The 20881-nt window shown below is 65.9% G+C and carries 20 protein-coding genes; 2 read left to right on the top strand and 18 right to left on the bottom strand.

Translation table 11 applies throughout. The features are described from left to right. Positions 1-2: 2 nt before the first annotated feature. The 17 genes from hflC to dqs_RS04880 form a co-directional block, all read right to left on the bottom strand. Entirely contained in the window at positions 3-884 is an 882-nt protein-coding gene (hflC, locus tag dqs_RS04960) for a protease modulator HflC (protein ID WP_011764669.1), read from the bottom strand. Continuing rightward, complete coding sequence (hflK, locus tag dqs_RS04955; protein WP_011764668.1) at positions 884-2125, bottom strand: FtsH protease activity modulator HflK; 1242 nt, start codon at positions 2123-2125, stop codon at positions 884-886. Before hflK ends, hflC begins: the two co-directional genes overlap by 1 nt. Positions 2126-2142: 17 nt before the next feature. Then, positions 2143-3282: a ribosome rescue GTPase HflX gene (gene hflX, locus dqs_RS04950; RefSeq protein ID WP_065339833.1), complete on the bottom strand. Its 1140-nt coding sequence runs from the start codon at positions 3280-3282 to the stop codon at positions 2143-2145. Positions 3283-3363: 81 nt separating this feature from the next. Beyond that, positions 3364-3606: an RNA chaperone Hfq gene (gene hfq / locus dqs_RS04945; RefSeq protein ID WP_011764666.1), complete on the bottom strand. Its 243-nt coding sequence runs from the start codon at positions 3604-3606 to the stop codon at positions 3364-3366. Between the two features lie 106 nt (positions 3607-3712). Further along, a complete protein-coding gene (der, locus tag dqs_RS04940; protein ID WP_011764665.1) occupies positions 3713-5041 on the bottom strand; it encodes a ribosome biogenesis GTPase Der in 1329 nt (442 codons plus the stop codon). 15 nt (positions 5042-5056) lie between these two features. Beyond that, positions 5057-6199 (bottom strand): outer membrane protein assembly factor BamB, encoded by a 1143-nt coding sequence (gene bamB / locus dqs_RS04935; protein WP_011764664.1) that lies wholly within the window; start codon positions 6197-6199, stop codon positions 5057-5059. A gap of 3 nt (positions 6200-6202) precedes the next feature. Continuing rightward, the gene (locus dqs_RS04930; protein ID WP_065339832.1) at positions 6203-6847 is read right to left on the bottom strand and encodes a tetratricopeptide repeat protein; all 645 of its coding nucleotides are present in this window, start codon (positions 6845-6847) and stop codon (positions 6203-6205) included. Continuing rightward, complete coding sequence (gene hisS, locus dqs_RS04925) at positions 6834-8135, bottom strand: histidine--tRNA ligase (RefSeq protein ID WP_011764662.1); 1302 nt, start codon at positions 8133-8135, stop codon at positions 6834-6836. Before hisS ends, dqs_RS04930 begins: the two co-directional genes overlap by 14 nt. Before the next feature lie 34 nt (positions 8136-8169). Further along, the gene (ispG, locus tag dqs_RS04920) at positions 8170-9417 is read right to left on the bottom strand and encodes a flavodoxin-dependent (E)-4-hydroxy-3-methylbut-2-enyl-diphosphate synthase (protein WP_065341644.1); all 1248 of its coding nucleotides are present in this window, start codon (positions 9415-9417) and stop codon (positions 8170-8172) included. Continuing rightward, a complete protein-coding gene (locus dqs_RS04915; RefSeq protein WP_065339831.1) occupies positions 9417-10346 on the bottom strand; it encodes a helix-turn-helix domain-containing protein in 930 nt (309 codons plus the stop codon). The genes ispG and dqs_RS04915 overlap by 1 nt, the downstream gene beginning before the upstream one ends. After that, the gene (gene pilW, locus dqs_RS04910) at positions 10343-11158 is read right to left on the bottom strand and encodes a type IV pilus biogenesis/stability protein PilW (RefSeq protein ID WP_011764659.1); all 816 of its coding nucleotides are present in this window, start codon (positions 11156-11158) and stop codon (positions 10343-10345) included. The genes dqs_RS04915 and pilW overlap by 4 nt, the downstream gene beginning before the upstream one ends. Beyond that, the gene (rlmN, locus tag dqs_RS04905; RefSeq protein WP_011764658.1) at positions 11158-12285 is read right to left on the bottom strand and encodes a dual-specificity RNA methyltransferase RlmN; all 1128 of its coding nucleotides are present in this window, start codon (positions 12283-12285) and stop codon (positions 11158-11160) included. The genes pilW and rlmN overlap by 1 nt, the downstream gene beginning before the upstream one ends. 87 nt (positions 12286-12372) lie before the next feature. Further along, entirely contained in the window at positions 12373-12798 is a 426-nt protein-coding gene (gene ndk / locus dqs_RS04900; RefSeq protein WP_011764657.1) for a nucleoside-diphosphate kinase, read from the bottom strand. 86 nt (positions 12799-12884) lie between these two features. Further along, positions 12885-13532, bottom strand: a complete 648-nt coding sequence (locus dqs_RS04895) for a DedA family protein (RefSeq protein ID WP_065339830.1) — start codon at positions 13530-13532, stop codon at positions 12885-12887. A gap of 146 nt (positions 13533-13678) precedes the next feature. Beyond that, the gene (locus tag dqs_RS04890; RefSeq protein WP_065339829.1) at positions 13679-14962 is read right to left on the bottom strand and encodes a TRAP transporter large permease; all 1284 of its coding nucleotides are present in this window, start codon (positions 14960-14962) and stop codon (positions 13679-13681) included. Beyond that, complete coding sequence (locus dqs_RS04885) at positions 14959-15663, bottom strand: TRAP transporter small permease (protein ID WP_065339828.1); 705 nt, start codon at positions 15661-15663, stop codon at positions 14959-14961. Before dqs_RS04885 ends, dqs_RS04890 begins: the two co-directional genes overlap by 4 nt. Before the next feature lie 76 nt (positions 15664-15739). After that, entirely contained in the window at positions 15740-16744 is a 1005-nt protein-coding gene (locus dqs_RS04880) for a TRAP transporter substrate-binding protein (RefSeq protein WP_065339827.1), read from the bottom strand. 228 nt (positions 16745-16972) lie between these two features. Between dqs_RS04880 and dqs_RS04875 the strand changes: the two genes are divergently transcribed. After that, positions 16973-18964 (top strand): sensor histidine kinase, encoded by a 1992-nt coding sequence (locus dqs_RS04875; protein WP_179948013.1) that lies wholly within the window; start codon positions 16973-16975, stop codon positions 18962-18964. Continuing rightward, the gene (locus dqs_RS04870; RefSeq protein ID WP_011764651.1) at positions 18965-19570 is read left to right on the top strand and encodes a response regulator transcription factor; all 606 of its coding nucleotides are present in this window, start codon (positions 18965-18967) and stop codon (positions 19568-19570) included. Here the strand turns inward: dqs_RS04870 and tilS are convergent. Next, positions 19526-20872 (bottom strand): tRNA lysidine(34) synthetase TilS, encoded by a 1347-nt coding sequence (gene tilS / locus dqs_RS04865; RefSeq protein ID WP_065339826.1) that lies wholly within the window; start codon positions 20870-20872, stop codon positions 19526-19528. The genes dqs_RS04870 and tilS overlap by 45 nt on opposite strands. Positions 20873-20881: the final 9 nt, after the last annotated feature.

The following is a 20881-nucleotide window of genomic DNA, read 5'->3' as shown; positions in this document are numbered from 1 at the left end:
GATCAGTTCCTTCGCGCGCCTCCGGAGTTCTTCATGAACTTGAAGAAGTCCGAACTCGGATCCACCACCATGACGTCGTCCTTGCCATCGAAGCTGGCTCGATAGGCCTCGAGGCTGCGATAGAAGGAATAGAAGTCGGGACTCTGGCCAAAGGCCTCGGCATAGATCTGGGTAGCCTTCGCGTCGCCCGCACCCTTGACCTGCTGCGCTTCGCGGTAGGCTCCGGCGATCAGCACCTCGCGCTGGCGGTCGGCATCGGCACGGATCTTCTCCGCCTCGGCCGCACCCTGGGAGCGCAGTTCGTTAGCCACCCGTTTGCGCTCCGCCTCCATGCGCCGATACACCGACTCCGAGACCTCGTTCGGCAGATCGACCCGCTTCAGGCGCACATCAAGAATCTGGACACCGATCTTGCGTGCATCCTGGTCGGCCTTGGCGCGCATGTCTTCCATGATCTGGTCGCGCGCGCCCGACACGACGTCGTGCACCGTGCGCTTGCCGAACTCTTCGCGCAGACCGGAATTGACCGTCTGGTTAAGGCGCGTCCTGGCGCGGGTTTCGTCACCCGCCACGGATTCGTAATACAGCCGCGGATCGATGATGCGCCACTTCACGAAGTGGTCGACCAGCACGTTCTTTTTCTCCGACGTGATGAAACGCTCCGGCTCCGGCGTGTCCATCGTCAGGATGCGCTTCTCGAAATAGCGCACGTTCTGGATCAGCGGCAGCTTGAAGTTCAGGCCCGGGGCGTCGATGACCTCCTTGACCTGGCCGAGCTGGAACACGATCGCGTACTGGCGCTGATCGACGGTAAACAGCGACATCGACGCCAGCACGATGGCAAAGAGCACCACACCGGCAATCACGGAAAGCTTGTCGCGCATCAGCGTTCTCCCCGGTCGCGGTTGCGGGTCAGTTCACGGGTCCGGGTATCGGGCAACCCGGAAGACGGGGATGGCGGCGGCACGGAGGCCGTCGGCTCACCCGCGCCTGTGGTGCCCGCGGCCGCCTGCTGAACGAGCTTGTCGAGCGGAAGGAACAGCAGGTTGCCGTTACCCTTCGCGTCGATCATGACCTTCGACGTGCTGGACAGCACCTGCTGCATGGTTTCGAGGTACAGGCGTTCGCGGGTCACGTCCGGCGCGCGCTTGTACTCGGCGAGGATCTGGCTGAAACGACTCGCCTCGCCCTCTGCGTTGGCAACCACGCGCGCCTGGTAGGCGTTGGCTTCCTCGATCAGGCGCGAGGCCGTGCCGCGCGCACGCGGAATCACGTCGTTCGCGTAGGCTTCGCCTTCGTTCTTCTGGCGCTCCCTGTCCTGACCCGCCTTCACGGCGTCGTCGAAGGCGGCCTGCACCTGCTCCGGGGGCTGCGCATTCTGCATCGTGACCCGGCTGATCAGGATGCCGGTCTGGTAGCGATCGAGGATGCGCTGCATCAGTTCGTGCGCGGTCGCGGCAATCTCTTCGCGCCCTTCGTACAGCACGAAGTCCATCCGGCTCTTGCCGACGATTTCGCGCATGGCCGTCTCGGCCGCCTGCGCGACGGATTCGTCGGGGAAACGGTTGTTGAAGACGTAATTCTCCGGACTGTTCAGCACGTACTGAACGGCGAACTGGATGTTGATGATGTTCTCGTCGTCGGTGAGCATCAACGACTCGCGCAGGACCTTGTTGCGCTCCGATCCGCGATAGCCCACCTCGACGGTACGCACCCCGGTGAGGTCGACGATCTCATGGGTTTCGAACGGATAGGGCAAGCGCCAGCGCAGGCCGGGCTCGGTTGTCTCGGTGAACTTGCCAAGACGCAGGACCACGCCGCGCTGGTTGGCGTCAACGGTGTAAAGCCCGCTCGCCAGCCACACGATCAGCACCAGCGCGACGAGCGCACCGAGGCCACCACCGAACTGCCGAAATGAAAAATTGGGTAGTTGCGGGCCGTCTCCGCCCCCGCCGCCAGAACCCCGGCCCTGACGCTTTCCCCCGAACATGCCAGAGAGACGCTGATTGAAGTCGCGCCAAACTTCTTCCAGGTCAGGAGGCCCCTGATTGCCACCGCGATTGCCGTCGCCGCGGTCGCCATTGTTACCGCCCTGGCCACCCCAACGTGGGTCGTTAAGAGACATGAGAACGCCTGTTAGCACTATTGAATAGGTTGGTTGCCGACTGGATCTGCCGCACCGGAACCGGGCGGCGCGTCGCGGCACGCAAGCTCGGCCAGCGCCTCGCGGAGCAGTTCGAGCCCTTCGCCCGTCCTGGCGCTCAAAAAAACGCGCCTGATTCTATCACAGTCCCCCCGCTCGACCGCCGGAGCGGCATGCGTGAGGTCTATCTTGTTCCACACCAGTATCTGCGGCACCTCGGCGGCACCAATTTCTTCCAGCACGCGATTGACAGCCTCGATCTGCGCATCCCGATCCTCGCTTGCCGCATCGACCACGTGCAGCAGGACGTCCGCATGCGCCGTCTCTTCAAGCGTGGCTTCGAACGCCGCCACCAACGCATGCGGCAGGTCGCGGATGAATCCGACCGTATCGGAAAGCACGACGTTCCCGCCGCCGACAAAAAGACGTCGTGACGTCGTATCCAGCGTGGCAAACAACTGGTCCGCCGCGTAGGCGCCCGCCTTTGTCAGCGCGTTGAACAACGTCGATTTGCCGGCATTGGTATAGCCCACGAGAGACACCGTCAGCGCATCGTTACGCTCGCGCGCGCGACGCCGGACCCGACGCTGCTTTTCGATCTGGGCGAGCCGCGACTTCAACAGCTTCACACGGCCACCGAGCAACCGGCGGTCGGTTTCGAGCTGTTTTTCGCCCGGGCCGCGCAGGCCGATACCGCCCTTCTGGCGCTCCAGGTGGGTCCAGCCTCGCACGAGGCGGGTAGACAGATGCTGCAACTGGGCAAGCTCGACTTGCAGCTTGCCCTCGTGACTGCGCGCACGCAGGGCGAAGATGTCGAGGATCAGTGCCGTGCGGTCGATGACCCTGCAGGAGAGCGAACGTTCGAGGTTGCGCTGCTGGGCCGGGGAGAGCGCGTGGTTGAAGATGACGAGGTCGCCGCCGTGCGCCTGCAGCGCCTCGGCGATCTCCTGCACCTTCCCGCTACCGGCAAACAGCGCGGAATCCGGTGCGCTGCGCCGTCCGCGCACCACCGCCTCGACGGTGGCGCCGGCGCTGGTGGCGAGCAGTTCGAGTTCGGAAAGCCGTTCCTCGATGGCGCCTTGCCCGAGGTCCAGCTGCACAAGCACGGCGCGCTCGCCGGTCGCTGGGCGATCAAACATCAGGGGACATTCCGGCGCCCGAAGAAATCACACGGGCCGGGCGGGCACTCCGGCTAGAACTCCGCGGCGCAATGCCGGAAATCAGTTCCCGCCCTCGCCATCCTGCTGCTGGATGGTGACCGGGCGCGCCGGCACCACGGTGGAAATGGCGTGCTTGTACACCATCTGGGTAACAGTGTTCTTCAGCAGGACGACGTACTGGTCGAACGACTCGATCTGCCCCTGCAGCTTGATGCCGTTTACGAGGTAGATCGAAACCGGCACATGTTCGCGCCGCAAGGTGTTGAGAAACGGGTCTTGAAGCAGTTGGCCCTTGTTGCTCATCGTTGAACCTCTATAGTTGTGTTTTTATGAATGTATAGGATTTCATGCTGCACCGCCACAATGACAATGCATCAATCATCCCTGGTGTGGAAATATTCCTCGACAATCACGCCTTTGTCGCATAGGGATTGTGCGCGGTCCGGAACTGGATCCGCAAGGGCGTCCCCTGCAACTTGAAGGCCTCCATGAAGGTCCGCTCGAGGAAGCGGACGTAGGAGTTGGGAATGTGATCGAGCGCGTTGCCGTGGATCACGATGACGGGCGGGTTCATGCCGCCCTGGTGAGCGTAGCGGAGTTTGGGCCGGGCGCTGCCATGGCGGGGTGGGGCCTGCTTGGCGACCGCGGCTTGCATGGTGCGCGTGAGGCGCGGTGTCGAGAGGTTGGACATCGCGGCCGCGTAAGCCCCGTCCACCGACTTCAACAGCGCGGCGATGCCCTCCGCGCGCAGGGCCGAAATCTGATGGAAGCGTGCGAAGGACAGGAACGCGAGCTTGCGCGCCATATCCTCCTTGAGACGCGCGCGGCGATAGTCATCGACCGCATCCCACTTGTTGATCGCGACCACCAGCGCGCGCCCGGTATCGAGTACGAAGCCCGCGATATGCGCGTCCTGGTCCGAGATATCCTGAGCCGCGTCGAGGACCAGCACCACGACATTGGCTTCCTGGATCGCCTGCAGGGTCTTGATCACCGAGAATTTCTCGACGGCCTCGAACACCTTGCCGCGGCGCCGCAGGCCGGCGGTGTCGATCAGCGTGTACTGCTTGCCGCCGCGCTCGAAGGGAATCGCGATTGCATCGCGGGTGGTACCCGGCATGTCGAAGGCGATCACACGCTCTTCGCCCAATAGGGTGTTCACCAGGGTGGACTTGCCCACATTCGGGCGGCCGACGATGGCGACGCGCGGACCGGCATCTTCGGCGGCTTCGACCTCGTCGTCAGCCGGGAACGGCGCAAGCACGAGTTCGACGAGCGCCTTGACGCCGTCGCCGTGCGCGGCGGACACCGCCAGCGGCGCACCCAGGCCAAGCGCATGGAAATCCGCCGCGACGGTCGCGCGGTCCAGCCCTTCCGCCTTGTTCACCACGACCACCACGGGGCGGCCGGCGCGGCGCAGGTGCGCGGCGATCTGGTCGTCGTGCGGGGTACGCCCCGCGCGGCCATCCACCAGGAACAGCAGCACATCAGCCTCGGCGATGGCCTGTTCGGCCTGCCGCGCCATCTCGTGCATGATCCCGTCCTTGGCCACGGGGTCGAAACCGGCGGTATCCACCACGAGGTAATCACGGTCGCCAACGCGGCCGACACCGTAATGGCGATCGCGCGTCAGGCCCGGCTGGTCGGCAACGAGCGCGTCGCGCGTCTTGGTGAGCCGGTTGAAGAGGGTCGATTTGCCGACATTGGGCCGACCGACGAGGACGATCGTTGGTTTCACTTCGGTGTATCCGCCTTAACGCACTTCATAGGCCACTACGTCGCCCGACCGGGTCTGGACGACGAAGCCGCGTCCATAGCCGCGCAGATCGGCGACGATGGGACTGCTGTCGGCGCGATCGCGCGCCGCAAATGCGCCGTCTTCACGGCGCAGGACATGAACGTAGCCTTCGACGTCGCCGACCGCCACGTAATCCCCCACGATCAGCGGACGCGACACGCCGCGCCGGGCGAGCGCATCCTGTTTCCAGACGCTCGCACCGCTATAGACATCCAGCGCCTGCACCGCGTCCTTGTCATCGGTGATCACGGCGAAGCGCGTGTCCCGATCCATGCCGACGCTGCTGGAAAACTCCCGCGTCCACAAGGCGTTGCCATTGCTGGCATCGAAGCAGGCCGCGCGCCCCTGGTAGGTCACCGCGCAGACCTCGCGCCTTCCCACCACCGGAACACCAGCGACATCCGCCACGCGCTCAAGCTCGGTAGCGCCGCGCGGGGAAGCCACCGTCAGCTCCCACAGCGCGCCGCCATTGGTCAGATTGACCGCGACCAGCTTGCCGCCGGGGAAGCCGGCAAGCGCCACGCCGCCTTCCATGATCACGCCGGAGAAACTCCGCAGCGCCAGCGGAGGGTTGGCCCGCTGGTATATCCAGCGACGCGCGCCATCCTTGGCCGCCAGCGCAATCAGCCGCTGATCGGAGGCGCGGACCAGCACCAGGTCGTCGCTGACGGCCGGCGCCGCCAGCACCTCGGCACCCACCGGGGCGCGCCAGCGCTCGGCACCCGTCGCACCGTCGTAGGCGATGACCACGCCGGCCGTGCTGACCACCACGGCGAGTTTGCCGTTGCTGCCTACACCGGCAGAGAGACGGGTGTCCGCGTCGGCGCGCCACACTTCCTTGCCGCCTTCGATACGGACCACACGGCCCTTGTGACTGGCCGCGAACACACTGCCATTCGCCACCGCAGGCTGGAAAACGTAGGGGCCGCTATCGCCCACGCCCACGCTCCACGCGGTGCGCAGATCGGCGCTCGGCTTCAGGTCGGTGAGCTTTGCGGGCTTGGGCGTCGAAGACGCGAAGGGATTAAGCGAGGAGCAGGCCGTGGTCAGCAGAACCGCGGCGAGCACAGGCAGCATACGCAGGGCGCGCACTTTCATTGATCAAGCTTCCAGCGATTCGAGTTTGACACGGACGACCTCGCGCAGCATTGCCGCCTCGTCGCCCTCTGCTTCCAGCGCGGTGATAGCCGCCTGATAGGCCGCACGCGCATCCGCCGCCTTGCCCTGGGCCGCGAGCGCATCGCCGCGCAGGTCGGCGAACCGGGCACGATATGCCTTGCCGGGTTCGCGCTGCAGTTGCGCCAACGCCTGGTCATGCGCGCCCTGCTGCAGCAGCACGGCGGCAAGCCGCAGGCGGGCGAGATCGCGCAGGCTCTCGTCCTTGCCCTGCCCCGCCGCCCACTCCAGCGGCGCGCGCGCGTTGTCGAGATCACCCTTGGAGAACTGCAGCCCGGCGGACACCAGCGCACCCAGTTGCGCGTACACCGTTCCACCGAACTGGTCGATCAGCCGGCCGGTCAGTTCGCGCGCCTTTTGGGCGTCCTGCTGGGTCACCGCCTGCTGGACGGCGAAGTAAAGGCCGCCGGCCTCGGCCGCCTGACGGTTCTGGTACCAGCGCCAGCCTTGCCACGCCACCGATGCCACCGCGGCGGCCACCGCCAGGGCGGTCACCAGCTTGCCATACCGCGCCCACCACGCCTTCAGCTCGGAGATCTGTTCCTGCTCTTCGAGGTCATACACCGCCATCGTCATCTCCCTGGTCGGAATACAGCACGCCGCCCACCGCTTCGGCCAGGGCAGCAAGAGTCACGCGCTGCTGGCCGCCAGGGCCGCGCAACGGCTTCACACCCACTTCGCCGGCGGCCGCTTCGTCCTCACCGATCACCACCGCGATCGAGGCGCCACTACCGTCCGCCTTCTTCATCTGCGACTTGAAGCTGCCGCCGCCGCAGTGCAGCACCGCGGAAAAGCCGTGGCCGCGCAGCGCTTCAGCCGCCTGGAAGGCAAGGCGTTGGGCCGCCTCGCCGAGATGCACCACATAAACATCGGGCGCCTGGCGCTCGGGTTCGCCGCCACTTTCCTGCCACAGCGCCAGCAGGCGCTCCACCCCCATCGCAAAGCCCGCGGCAGGCTGCGGCTTGCCCCCGAGTTGCGCCACGAGGCCGTCGTAGCGTCCGCCTGCGCAGACCGTGCCCTGCGCGCCCAGCCGTGTGGTGACCCACTCGAACACGGTGCGGTTGTAGTAGTCCAGCCCCCGCACCAGGCGGTGGTTGATGCGATACGGAATACCCGCGTCCTTGAGGAACAGCTGCACGGCGTCGAAATGCGCGCGGCTTTCATCACCGAGATAATCGGCAAGGCGGGGCGCGGCTTCGACGACCGGCTGCAGATCGGGGTTCTTGGTGTCGAGGATGCGCAACGGATTGGTATAGAGGCGCCGCTGACCGTCCTCGTCCAGCTTGTCGCGGTGCTGTTCCAGGTAGGCAATCAACGCCGCGCGATGCTGGGCGCGCTCCTCGGCGGCGCCGAGCGAGTTGATCTCGAGGCTGACATCCTCGAGGCCGAGGTCGTCCCACAGTCGGGCGCACATGATGATGTGCTCGGCATCGATGTCCGGGCCGGCAAAGCCGAGCGCTTCGACGCCGATCTGATGGAACTGGCGGTAGCGGCCTTTCTGCGGCCGTTCGTGGCGGAACATCGGGCCGTGGTAGTAGAGCCGCTGCGGCCCGTGGCCAGCCACCAGGTTGTGCTGGATGGCCGCGCGCACGCAGGACGCAGTGCCCTCCGGGCGCAAGGTGAGGTGCTCGCCGTTGAGCGCATCCTCGAAGGAATACATCTCCTTCTCGACGATGTCGGTGACCTCGCCGATGGCGCGCTTGAACAGCGGCGTCGGCTCGACCAGCGGCATGCGGATCGGCCGGTAGCCGTAGCTCTTCAGCCAGTCGCGGACGATATCTTCGAAGTGTTCCCAGGTTTCGGCCTCGTCGGGCAGGATGTCGTTCATCCCGCGCACGGCCTGCAGCGTCTGACTCATCGTGTGATCGTTGTCGGTGTTGTTGTCGCGGGCCTCAGCCCGCCTTCTTCTGGTAGCGGGTCGCCACGTAGTTGTCCACGATGGCCTTGAACTCCGCCGCGATGTTGTCGCCGCGCAGGGTCACCGTCTTCTCGCCATCGACGAATACCGGCGCCGCCGGGCTTTCGCCGGTACCCGGCAGAGAGATGCCGATGTTGGCGTGCTTGCTTTCGCCCGGGCCGTTGACCACGCACCCCATCACAGCAAGGGTCATGGTCTCCACGCCGTCATACTGCTCGCGCCACAGCGGCATCTGCTCGCGCACATACCCCTGGATGCCGGACGCCAGCTCCTGGAAGAAGGTGCTGGTGGTGCGGCCGCAGCCCGGGCAGGCGGTCACCATCGGCGTGAACGCGCGCAGGCCCATGGTCTGCAGGATTTCCTGTGCCACCACCACTTCCTGGGTGCGGCTGCCGTTCGGTTCCGGCGTCAGCGAGATCCGGATCGTGTCGCCGATGCCGCCCTGAAGCAGCACCGAGAGCGCCGCGGTGGAAGCCACGATGCCCTTGCTGCCCATGCCCGCCTCGGTCAGCCCGAGATGCAAGGGATAATCGCAGCGGCGCGCCATGTCGCGATAGACGGCGATCAGGTCCTGCACGCTGGACACCTTGGCCGACAGGATGATGCGGTCGCCGGCGAGGCCGTACTCCTCGGCCTTGGCCGCGGACTCCAGCGCCGACACGACCAGCGCCTCACGCATCACGGCGCCGGCATCGCGCGGCTCTGCCCGGGTGGCGTTCTCGTCCATGATGCGGGCCAGCACCGACTGGTCGAGGCTGCCCCAATTCACTCCGATCCGCACCGGCTTGTCGTACTTGCAGGCCATCTCCACGATGGCGGCGAACTGCGGGTCGCGCTTGGCGCCAGCGCCCACGTTGCCGGGATTGATGCGCAGCTTCGCGAGCGCCTCGGCACACGCCGGGTTGTCCATCAGCAGCTTGTGGCCGTTGTAGTGGAAGTCGCCGACCAGCGGCACGTCCATGTTCAACGCCAGCAAGCGGTCGCGGATGTGGGGCACGGCCTTGGCGGCGGCCTCGTTGTTCACCGTGATGCGGACGAGTTCCGAACCGGCGCGCGCGAGTTCCGCGACCTGCATCGCGGTACCCAGCACGTCGGCGGTGTCGGTGTTGGTCATGGACTGCACGACGACCGGCGCAGCGGAGCCGACCGAGACGCCGCCGATGCGCACCTGCCGCGTCGGCCGGCGCGGCAGCGAGCCGAAGGGAAAAGCCTGTTCCACCATCATTGCACCGTGAGCCGGGCAACCGCGACGCGCGTATGCGGCTGCAGGTCAATCTCGCGGCCGTTGAATTCCAGCCGCACATCCTTGGCATTACCCACCACCAGCGCGAACGGCGGGCGCCCCTGCACGGAACGCGTGCTGCCGGTCGACCCCAGCCCCGAGTAGATCACCGCACCACTGCCATCACGGACCTCCACCCAGGACTCGCCGCCAAAGCGGAACAGGAGCTGAGGTGTCGCCGGCTGGGCGCCGCCATCGGCGGCGCTGAGCGGGGCGGACGCGGGCGCCGCGGAGGCCGGCGCGGCGGAGGCCGGCGCAGGCGCAGGAGGCACAGGCGCGGACGCGGGCGCGGAACCGGTGCCGGGTTGCTGCTCGACGGGCGCGGGCGCGGGCGCGCCGCCCGCCGGAACCGGCGCAGGCTCCGTCGGCACGGGCTCGACCGCCACATCGCCGGCGGGAGGCAAAACGGTCTCGCCGACGTCGGAGTTCAATCCCGGCGGCGGATCGGTGCGGAACCAGTCGAAATACCACCCGGCCAGCACCGCGAAGAGCAGGATCACGGCCAGCGTCGCACCGAGGCGGGAAGCGCGCCGCTCGGCGCCGCCTTGCGGCATTTCGCCCGCGGCGTTGGAGACCAGAGCCAGTTCCACCGGGGCACCGGCCTCGGCGCCGTCCAGTGTGGCCAGCAGCGGCGCCGGGTCCAGCCCCAGGTGCCGCGCATAGTTGCGCATGAAGCCGCGCACGAAGGCCGGCCCCGGCAGGGCCGTGTAATCGCCCTGTTCGAGCGCCTCCACCTGGCGCAGCGACAGTTTCAGCGACTGAGCCACCTCGGCCCGCGACTCGCCGCGCGACTCGCGCGCGAGGCGCAACTGCTGGCCGGGTGCCGGCACACCTTCGGGCGCCGGATTGATCGGATCGGCGTTGCTCACTCGTACTTACCTTGCGACATCAACTGGAATTCAGGCGACTTCGAAAAGCGGCTGCGCAATTGGGCCGCATAGCTCGCCTCGGCGTCGCGGTTGCCAAGGCGGCGCTCGGTTCGCAGCCCCAGCCAGGCCGAAGCGGCCGTCGGCCCCTTCATCTGGTGCAGCCGGACGAGGTGGCCGCGCGCAGCCTCCAGATCGCCGCGCCGGTAGGCGAGCGTGGCGAGCTGGAACAGCGCCTCGCCGTTCTGGGGATCGGCCTGCACCGCACGGACGAACTGCGCCTCCGCCGCGGCATCCTGGCCCAGCCGGAGATGGCACAGGCCGGCGTTGTTGTACGGACGCGTGGGGTAGCGGTAATACGGGTTGCGGGCAGCGCGGGCGAGATGCTCCAGACCTTCCTGCTCGCGCCCCTGCTGGCACAGGAACCAACCGTAGCTGTTGTTGAAGTCCGGATCGCCCGGCGCGGCCGAGAGCGCTGCCTGGAAGTTCTCGCGCGCCGCGGCGACGTCGTCGATCGCCATGTAAACAAGGGCGCGCAGGTGGTAGGCGGGGGCGTAGCCCGGCTTCTCGTGCAGCGCAATCGCGGCTTCATCCAGCGCCACGTCGTTGCGGCCCACATCGAAGTACGCAATGCCGAGATCGACGTGAACTTTCGCTCGCGACTCAGCCTCGCTGGAAGGTGGCAACTCGGACAACGGCCGGCTCGCGCCGGTGCCCGATCCGGAACTCACGGCCGGGCCGGGGCGCGTCGTCGACGTCACGCACCCGGAGAGCGCGAGCATCATCAGCAGCAGGGACGCGGCTTTACGCGCCATCAGCGAACCTCCATCGACTGCTTGAGGCGCACGGTGCGCCGGGTCTTGTCCTGCACCTGACCAGCCAGCTGGCCACAGGCCGCATCGACATCGTCGCCACGCGTCTTGCGGGTGGTGGTGACGATGCCGGCGTCGAGCAGGATACCGGCAAAGCGCCGGATGCGTTCCGCATTCGAGCGCTGGAATCCCGAGTTGGGGAAGGGATTGAACGGGATCAGGTTGAACTTGCAGGGCACGTCGCGCACCAGTGCGATCAGTTCGCGGGCGTGCGCTTCCTGGTCGTTCACGCCATCGAGCATCACGTATTCGAAGGTGATGAAGTCGCGCGGCGCGCGCTCGAGATATCGCTGGCAGGCCGCCATCAGCTCGCGCAGCGGATACTTCTGGTTGATCGGCACCAGGCGGTCGCGCAGCGCGTCGTTGGAGGCATGCAGCGACACCGCCAGCGCCACCGGGCATTCATCGCGCAGGCGGTCGATCGCCGGCACGATGCCGGAGGTGGACACCGTCACCCGCCGGCGCGACAGGCCATACGCGTGATCGTCGAGCATCAGCCGCAGCGCGGTGACGACGTTGTCGAAATTGGCGAGCGGCTCGCCCATGCCCATCATCACCACGTTGCTGATGATGCGGCCGTTGTCCTTTTCGCCGGCTTCCAGATCCGCCGCGGCATCACGCGCGGCACCCAGCAGTTTGTTGGCCAGCCACAGCTGGCCGATGATTTCCGCCGCCGTGAGGTTGCGGTTGAAGCCCTGTTTGCCGGTGGAGCAGAACGCGCAGTCGAGCGCACAGCCGGCCTGTGAGGAGACGCACAGCGTGCCGCGGTTGGTTTCGGGGATGAACACCGTTTCCACCGCATTTGCATTGCCGACGTCGAGCAGCCACTTGCGCGTGCCGTCGCTGGAGACCGAATCTCGCACCGGCACCGGCGGCCGGATCACCGCGATCTCCTTGAGCTTGGCCCGCAGCGACTTGGCCACGTCCGTCATCTGGTCGAAATCGTCGCAGCCTTCCCGGTGCATCCAGCGCATCACCTGACGGGCGCGGAAGGGCTTCTCGCCCAGACCGGCGAACCAGTCGACGAGACCATCGACATCGAAATCGAGCAGATTGACGGGGGTATTCATGTTTGCCTCCAACGCAAACGGCCCGCCCGCGCCTTTCGCGGTGAAATTACCGCGAAGCGGGCGCGACGGGCCGTCAGGATGGACCGCTTAGCGGGAATAAACGTTCATGCCCGGGAAGAAGAAGGCCACTTCCACGGCAGCGGTTTCGGGGGCGTCGGAACCGTGCACGGCGTTGGCGTCGATGGAGTCGGCGAAGTCGGCGCGGATGGTGCCGGCGTCGGCCTTCTTCGGGTCGGTGGCGCCCATCAGTTCGCGGTTCTTGGCGATGGCGTTCTCACCTTCCAGGCACTGGATCATCACCGGGCCGGAGGTCATGAACGAGACCAGATCCTTGTAGAAGGGGCGCTCCTTGTGCACGGCGTAGAACTGGCCGGCTTCCTGCTCGGACAGGTGCACCATCTTGGCGGCGATGATCTTCAGGCCGGCGTCTTCGAAGCGCTGGTAGATCTTGCCGATCACGTTCTTGGCAACGGCGTCGGGCTTGATGATGGAAAGAGTGCGTTCGATGGCCATGGAAAAACTCCGAGGGTGTTTGACAAAACGCGGAATTTTAGCAGGTTTCCGCTACACCTCGGCGACAGCCTGTCGCGCCGGCCGGGTCAGGCGCTGGCGCGCCCGGCCTGCTGGCGCAGCCAGCCGATGACCAGGGGCATCAGCGACAGCACGATGATTCCCAGCACCACGATGGACAGGTTGTTTTTGACCACCGGCAGGTTGCCGAACCAGTAACCGGCCATGATCAGCGGACCGACCCACAGCGCCGCACCGAGGACGTTGAAGGCGATGAAGCGGCGGTATTCCATCTGCCCCATGCCGGCGACGAAGGGCGCGAAGGTGCGGATGATGGGCATGAAGCGCGCGATCACGATGGTCTTGCCGCCGTGCCGTTCGTAGAACGCGTGCGTGCGCTCGAGCGCCTTGCGGTTGAAGAAGCGGCTGTCCGGCCACTGTGAAATGCGCTGACCGAAGCGGCGTCCGATGGTGTAGTTCAGCGAATCGCCCAGCACCGCGGCCACGAACAGCACGCCGATCAGCACGGCCGGATCCATGCCGCCGCCCGCAGCCAGTGCGCCCGCCATGAACAGCAGCGAATCACCCGGCAGGAAAGGCATCACCACCAGGCCGGTTTCGCAGAACACGATCAGGAACAGGATCGCGTAAATCCAGCTGCCGTAGTCGGCTAGCAACTCGGCGAGGTGTCGGTCCAGGTGGAGAAAGAGGTCGATGAAGGAAGCGAGGAATTCCATATAGCGCCAGCAAGGGAGTTTCCGTCGATGTTACCCGAGCGGCACACACAAACGCACGGGGATACACGGCGAAACAGCAAGCACGTTCCCCGTGGACAAAAAAGCCCGGCCTAAGGCCGGGCTTCGAAATGCAAACGTCGGGGGCGTTACATCATCCCCAGCGTGCGGGGCAGCCACAGGGAAATGGCGGGCACATAGGTAACAAGCACCAGGAATACCAGCATGGACAGAAGCCACGGCCATACTGCGACTGTGAGTTCCGTGATGCCCATCTTGGTGATGCCGGAGGCCACATAGAGGTTGAGGCCCACCGGGGGGTGGCACATGCCCACTTCCATGTTCACCACCATGATGATGCCGAAGTGAACCGGATCGATCCCGAGCTTGATCGCAATGGGGAACAGGATCGGCGCGAGGATCAGCACGATGGACGAGGGCTCCATAAAGTTGCCCGCGATCAGCATCAGGATGTTGGCCATGATCAGGAAGCCGATCACGCCCACGCCGGTGCCGATCATGAAGTCGGCCATCTGCTGCGGGATGTTCTCGTGCGTCAGCAAGAAGGAGAACAGCACCGCATTGGTGATGATGTACAGCAGCATCGCGCTCATATTGGCGGAGTTCAGCAGGACCTTCGGCACGTCCTTCATGCTGAGATCCTTGTAGACGAACACCGCCACAAAGAAGGCGTATGCCGCGCTCATCGCCGCCGCCTCGGTCGGGGTGAAAATGCCGGTATAGATACCGCCCATCACAACAACGATCAGGAACAGGCCCCAGGCCGAATCCTTGAACGCCTTGGCCCGCTGACCCCAGGTGGCCTTCGGCATGCGCGGATAGTTGAAGCGGCGCGCGCGATTCCACGTCACGAAACCAAGGAACGCAGCCAGCAACAACCCCGGGATGACGCCCGCCATGAACAGCGCGCCCACCGAAGTGTTGGTGGACACCGAGTACATGACCATGACGATGGACGGCGGGATCAGGATGCCGAGCGCCCCCGAAGTGGTGATGACGCCGGCGCCGAACTTGTTCGGGAACCCCTGCTTCACCATTGCCGGCAACAGGATTGCACCGATCGCAACGACCGTCGCCGGGCTGGAGCCCGACACCGCTGCAAAGAGCGCGCAGGCGAGCACGCCGCCCAGGCCAAGACCGCCGTGCCAGTGTCCGACCATGGCCGTGGCGAAGTTGATCATCCGCCGCGCCACGCCGCCGTGGGTGAGGAAGTTGCCTGCAAGGATGAAGAACGGAATCGCCATGATCTCGAACTTCTCGATGCCAGTGAAAAGCTTCAGGGCGACCGACTCGATCGGCACCTGCGTCATGGTGAAGAGGAAGGTCAACACCGTGAGGCCGAGCGAGATGGAGATCGGCATGCCCGTCAGCATCAGGACGAGCAGCAGGACGAAGATGATTGCGGCGCTCATTGCTTGCCTCCCTTGTCGCTGTCACGGCCCTCGCCGATCTGCGGATGCTTGAGGTCGTGCGGGTGCAGGTTGTCACCGAGTTCATAGGGATTGGCGTCGGCGGGGAGATGCTCCTCATCGATCCCCTCGACATGGCCGTGATCGTGGTGCGGCAGCTCCCCGGTCTTGATGAAGGACGCCATCACCTGCAAGAAGCGGAAGCACATCAGGTAGGAGCCGAGCGGAATCGCCGAATAGACAATCCAGGTCGGCCACTCCAGGTCGGGCGTGGTCGGCCCCTCGTACAGGTCCCCGGTATCCATCCCGAACCACGTGAGGAACTGGTAATGGGCGCCGTTTTCAAGAACGAAGGCTGCGCCAAGCGTTCCGACAATGCCCGTAAACAGGGCGCCTGCACCCAGACCGATGACGATGAACTTGGCACGGTTTCGGTCCGACAACCGGTTGATCAGCACATCTACGCCAACGTGGATGCCGGTGCGCACACCGTAGGCAGCACCGAACTTGGCCATCCACACGAACATGATGATGGTCAGCTCCTGCGCCCAACCCAGGTTGAGGGACAGCAGCCAGTCCTGCAGGCCGGGGATGTCGAGGCCGGAACCGTAGCGGTGCACCACCGATACGAAGATGATCGCCGTCGCCGCCCCCATGAGGAAGGTGATGAGCCATTCCTCGAGGTGATCGAGAATTTTCAGCATGAGAGGTCTCCCGTCACGAAAACGCCCGCGAGCGCACGAGGAGCCAGCGGGCGTCCGATGATGGACAGCGAGTTGATTACAGCTTGGCCGGATCGAAGCCGGTTTCCTTGTAGATGGACTGGATCAGCTCGGCACCGATCCGCGACTCCATCTTCTTGTGCACCGGAACCAGCGCCTTCTTGAAGGCAAGGCGTTCATCCGCGCTCAGCTGGGTGACCTCGGTCTTGCCGGACTTCTTCACCATTTCGAGCGACTGATCGTTCTCTTCCTTGGCGATCTTGTTAGCGTACTCGGTCGACTCCTTCATCGCCTTCTCGAGCGAAGTGCGCACGTTGGCGGGCAGGCCGTCCCAGAACTTCTTGTTGGTGATGACCGCATAGCCGAGATAGCCGTGATCGGTGATCGCCAGATGCTTCTGAACCTCGTGCATCTTCTGGGTGTACAGGTTGGAGATCGGGTTCTCGGTGCCGTCAACCACGCCGGTCTGCAACGCCTGGTAGACCTCGGAGAACGCCATCACCTGCGGCAGCGCCTTCAGCTCGCGCATCTGCTCTTCCAGCACCTTGGAGGACTGGATGCGCATCTTCTTGCCCTTCAGATCTTCAGGCTTCTTGATCGGCGAGTTGGCAGAGAACGACTTGAAGCCGTTATCCCAGTACGCCAGCCCCTTGATGCCCTTGGGCTCGAGCTTGGAGAACAGCTGCTGGCCGACCTGACCGTAGGTCACCTTGTGCAGGTCTTCGTAGCTGTCGAAGATGAAGGGCAGGTCGAAGACCTCGAACTCGCGCACGCCCAGCGGGCCGAACTTGGCGAGCGAAGGCGCCAGCATCTGCACGGCGCCGAGTTGCAGCGCCTCCATTTCTTCCTTGTCCTTGTACAGCGTGCTGTTCGGGTAGACTTCCACCTTGACAGCGCCAGCGGTGTATTTCTCCGCAAGTTCCTTGAACTTGTCGGCCGCCTTGCCCTTGGGGGTGTCCTGGGCGACGACGTGGCTGAACTTGATCACGATGGGATCGGCGGCAGCGGCAGTGGTGGACAGGCCGACGGCCACCAGGCCGAGCAACAGGGCGCGGACTTTCATGAGTCTCTCCTCCGGATGAAGAATCTGGCTTTGACTGCTTATTGATCCGGCGCTACCTGCGGTGTTGCCGGATACACCCGGACAGCGGAAGGGCTGCCGAAGTATTCGACAAGTATCGAACCCGTCCGATCGCAGCTGCTATTGTGGAAGTCCGCAAGAACCAACTTACGCCAAACAGGTTATGCCATCGCGTCCGCATACTGCGTCGCAACATACCCTTTCACGCCGATGCCCACGCCGCCCCCTCCTCAGCCAGCCGCACCGCCCTCCGAGGAGGGCCGGCGCAGCCGCTGGGTTGCGCGCCTTCCCTACCTCGCCCTCGCGCTGTTCCTGGGGGCCATCGCGGCCCTCGTCTGGCTGACGCGCGAATACGACGAAGAGGAGCAGCGCGCCACGCTCATCAATGATGCGTTGTGGATGGAGCAGAATCTGCGCTTCCAGCTTGACCGCAATGCAGCACAACTGCAGCAGATCGCACCCGATTTGCTGCGCACGGAACGGCTTTCCGGCCCCACGGAAGCGCAGTTGCGCCAGCTTCTCAGCCCCGACCGCGGCCTCGTCCAGATTCTGTGGCTCGATGCGGAGGGGCGCGTTCGCAATTCGATGCCGCCCCAGTCGGAAGACAAGCTGATCGGCGAAACCAGCGGCGCGGTGCCCTCCCCGGACATCTCGCGCCTCGCCCGCGCCGTCGGCCGACCCGTGTACGGCCCCGCCTACCCGGTGCTGGGCGACCAGACGCAGTTCGAGGCCCACGTCCCGGTCTGGGGCGACGAAGGTTTTCTCGGCACCGTCGTCGGCGTGTATTCGCTATCCGACCTCGTCGTGCGCGAGCTGCCGTGGTGGTTCTCCGAACGCTACCGGGTTGCAGTGCTCGACCCCGACGGGCGCGAAGTCGCTTCGAAGTCCAAGGTCGCGCCGCTCGACCCGGGCCGCGCCTACACCATTGCTTTCGATCCGCCCGGGCACGGCCTGACCCTGCAGATCACGCCCTACAAGGGTGAAACGCGCTGGATTCCGGTGCTGCTGTCGGCCTCGATGCTGCTGTTCGCGGTCATCATCGTCTGGAGCGTCTGGCAGCTGCGCCGCCAGCTCGCCGCGCGCCAGGCGGCCGAACAGGCGGTACGCGCCGAATCGGCCTATCGCCGTGCGATGGAGGACTCGCTCATCACCGGGCTGCGCGCCCGCGATCTCAGCGGCCGCCTCACCTATGTGAACTCCGCGTTCTGCCGCATGACCGGCTATACGGCAGAAGAACTGGTCGGCTGCAAGCCGCCCATGCCCTACTGGGACCCCGACCACATCGCCGAGACGCAGAAGCTGCACGAGCAGATCATGGCTGGCGGCACCTCCCCCGAAGGCGTGGAGGTGCGCCTGCGGCGCCGGAACGGCGAGCGGCTGGACGCGCTGGTGTTCGAGGCGCCGCTGATCGACGCCCACGGCCGTCACACCGGCTGGATGGGCTCGGTGCTCGACATTACCGAGCAGAAGCGGGCGCGTGAACTCGCGCTGCAACAGGAAGAACGGCTGCAGGCAACTTCCCGGCTGGTGACGATGGGCGAAATGGCCTCCACACTCGCCCACGAGCTGAACCAGCCGCTCGCGGCGATCGCCAGTTACAACACCGGTTGCCTGAACCGCCTCGAGGCCGACGAATTCGACCGCGACGAACTGCGCGACATCCACGAGAAGATCGGCCGTCAGGCGCGCCGCGCCGGCGACATCATCCGCCGCGTGCACGATTTCGTGCGCCGCGCCGAGCCGCGCCGCGAGGCGCTCGACCTCAACGAGGTGATCCGCGAGGCGCTCGGTCTCGTCGAACCGGACGCGCGCAAACGCCGCATCCATCTGGTGGCCGACCTCGCCGCCGATCTGCCGGTGGTGCACGCGGACGCGGTGATGATCGAGCAGATCATCGTCAACCTGGTGCGCAACGGCATGGATGCCATGCAGGACACGCCGGAGCCGAACCGCAGCGTGCGGATCGGCACGCGCAGCGCGGGAGCCGTGGTGACGGTACGGGTAACCGATCACGGCACCGGCATCGACGCCGAGACCGCGCGCCACCTGTTCCAGCCCTTCTTCACCACCAAGCAGGAGGGGATGGGCATGGGTCTCAACATCTGCCGCTCGATCGCCGAGCTGCACCACGGCCGCCTCGGTTTTGAGCCAGCTCCCGACGGCGGTACCATCTTCACCCTTACGCTCCCGGTGGACTCCTGAATGACCCAGGCCTGCGCCCACATCATTGACGACGACGAAGCCATCCGCGACGCGCTGCAATGGTTGTTCAAGACGCGCTCGGTGAACTGCCGGGCCTGGAGCAGCGGCGAGGCTTTTCTGGGGGCATGGCGCCCCGAATGGCGCGGCTGCATCGTGCTCGATATCCGCATGGACGGGATGAGCGGGCTCGAATGCTTCGACGCACTGATCGAGCGCGGCTGCCAGTTGCCGGTCATCTTCATCACGGGCCATGGCGACGTGCCGATGGCGGTTGGCGCGCTGAAGAAGGGCGCGTTCGACTTCATCGAGAAGCCGTTCAACGACAACCAGCTTGTGGACCTGGTCGAAAAGGCGATCCAGCGCGACGCCGAGCGTCAGCGCGTGGCGGCCGACCGTGAAACCGTCGCCGCCCGGCTCGCCACGCTGACCGCGCGCGAGCGCGAGGTGATGGACCTCATCCTCGAAGGCAAATTCAACAAGGTCATCGCCGACGACCTGCAGATCTCGATGCGCACCGTCGAAGCCCACCGCTCGCGGGTATTCGACAAGATGGAAGTGCGCTCAGCGGTCGAACTGGCCCAGATGCTGACCCTGCTGCGCAGCTGACGCCGGCACCCACGCCGGCACCACGCCCTGCTCCCCCTCCGCGCACTGGAACTGCGCGGCGATGCCAATACCGCCGATCCAGGCCGGCTCGCCCGCCACCCACAACACCGGCAGCCGCGGGCGCAGCCACGGCGGTATGCCCGCCTCCTGGCACAGGTTCTTGAAGCTGCGCGTGGGCCGCGCTGGCCCGAGGCGCATGCGCAGACCGGGTGCGGGCCGCGCCAGCATCGCCTCGCCGGCTGCCACGCGAAGCGCCGCACCCCCGCCCCCCTGACTCAGCCTCACCTGCCCCGCCCCCCAACCCAGGCTGGGTTCGCCGCACCACAGGTGCGCGCGCAGCGGCGCTTCATCATCACGCTCCAGCCACACCCGGCCCTGATAAGCGCAACACCACAGATCACCCAGCGGGAGACGTAGCGGGCCCGGTGCCTCGCGCAGCTGGCGCAGCGTCTCGCCCAGGCGGGCCCTCGACGGCGCCCGCGCCCCCATCCGCGCGGTCTGCCAACGCAACAGATTGGCGGCCCGCGCCGCCGGCAACGACGCGAAGACGTCCGCGGCAAGCACCGGACCGCCACACGCGTTCTCGTCCAGCCGCGCGAGATCGTCCAGCAGGTCGGCGCCTTCGCGCAGCAGCGCCGCGGTCCGCGCCAGCGTGGGCGCCACAGCCGGAAACTGCGCCTGGACGACCGGAAGCACCTTGTGTCGCAAGGCGTTGCGGGTGAAGCGGCAGTCGGCGTTGCTTTCGTCCTCGATCCACTCCAGGCCGGCGGCCCGCGCATAGGCCACGATCCCGGCGCGGCCGATGTCGAGCAACGGGCGCAGCTTGCCCGGCATTGCGTGCTGACCGGGCTCCACCGCCGCCATCGCCCCCAGTCCCCGCAGGCCGCTGCCGCGGAACAGGCGGAACAGCACGGTCTCGGCCTGATCGTCCTGATGGTGGCCGAACACAAGCCAGTCGCACGGCTGGGCGACGAGTTCTGCATGGCGCCGCGCACGCGCGGCCGACTCCAGCCCCTGCCCGGTGTCCGTGGGCACCTCGACCCGCCGTATCGCCAGCGTAAGCCCGCGCGCGGCACACAGCTGCGCACAGAACTGCGCCCAGGCGTCGGCATGCGGACTGAGACCGTGGTGCACATGCACCGCGGTGAGGGTGAAACCGAAGCGGGGTTGCAGCCGCGTCAGCAGATCGAGGGTGACGACCGAATCCACGCCTCCCGACAGCGCGCAGCACAAACGGCTCGCCGGACCGATCGCCGCGGCGCGCAGCACCTCGGCAAACGGTCCGGCGAGTTCCACGGCCACGGCCGGGAG

Origin of the sequence: Azoarcus olearius, assembly GCF_001682385.1 — a bacterium.
GTDB lineage: Bacteria > Pseudomonadota > Gammaproteobacteria > Burkholderiales > Rhodocyclaceae > Azoarcus > Azoarcus olearius.
This window is presented reverse-complemented; position numbering and strand designations above follow the sequence as displayed.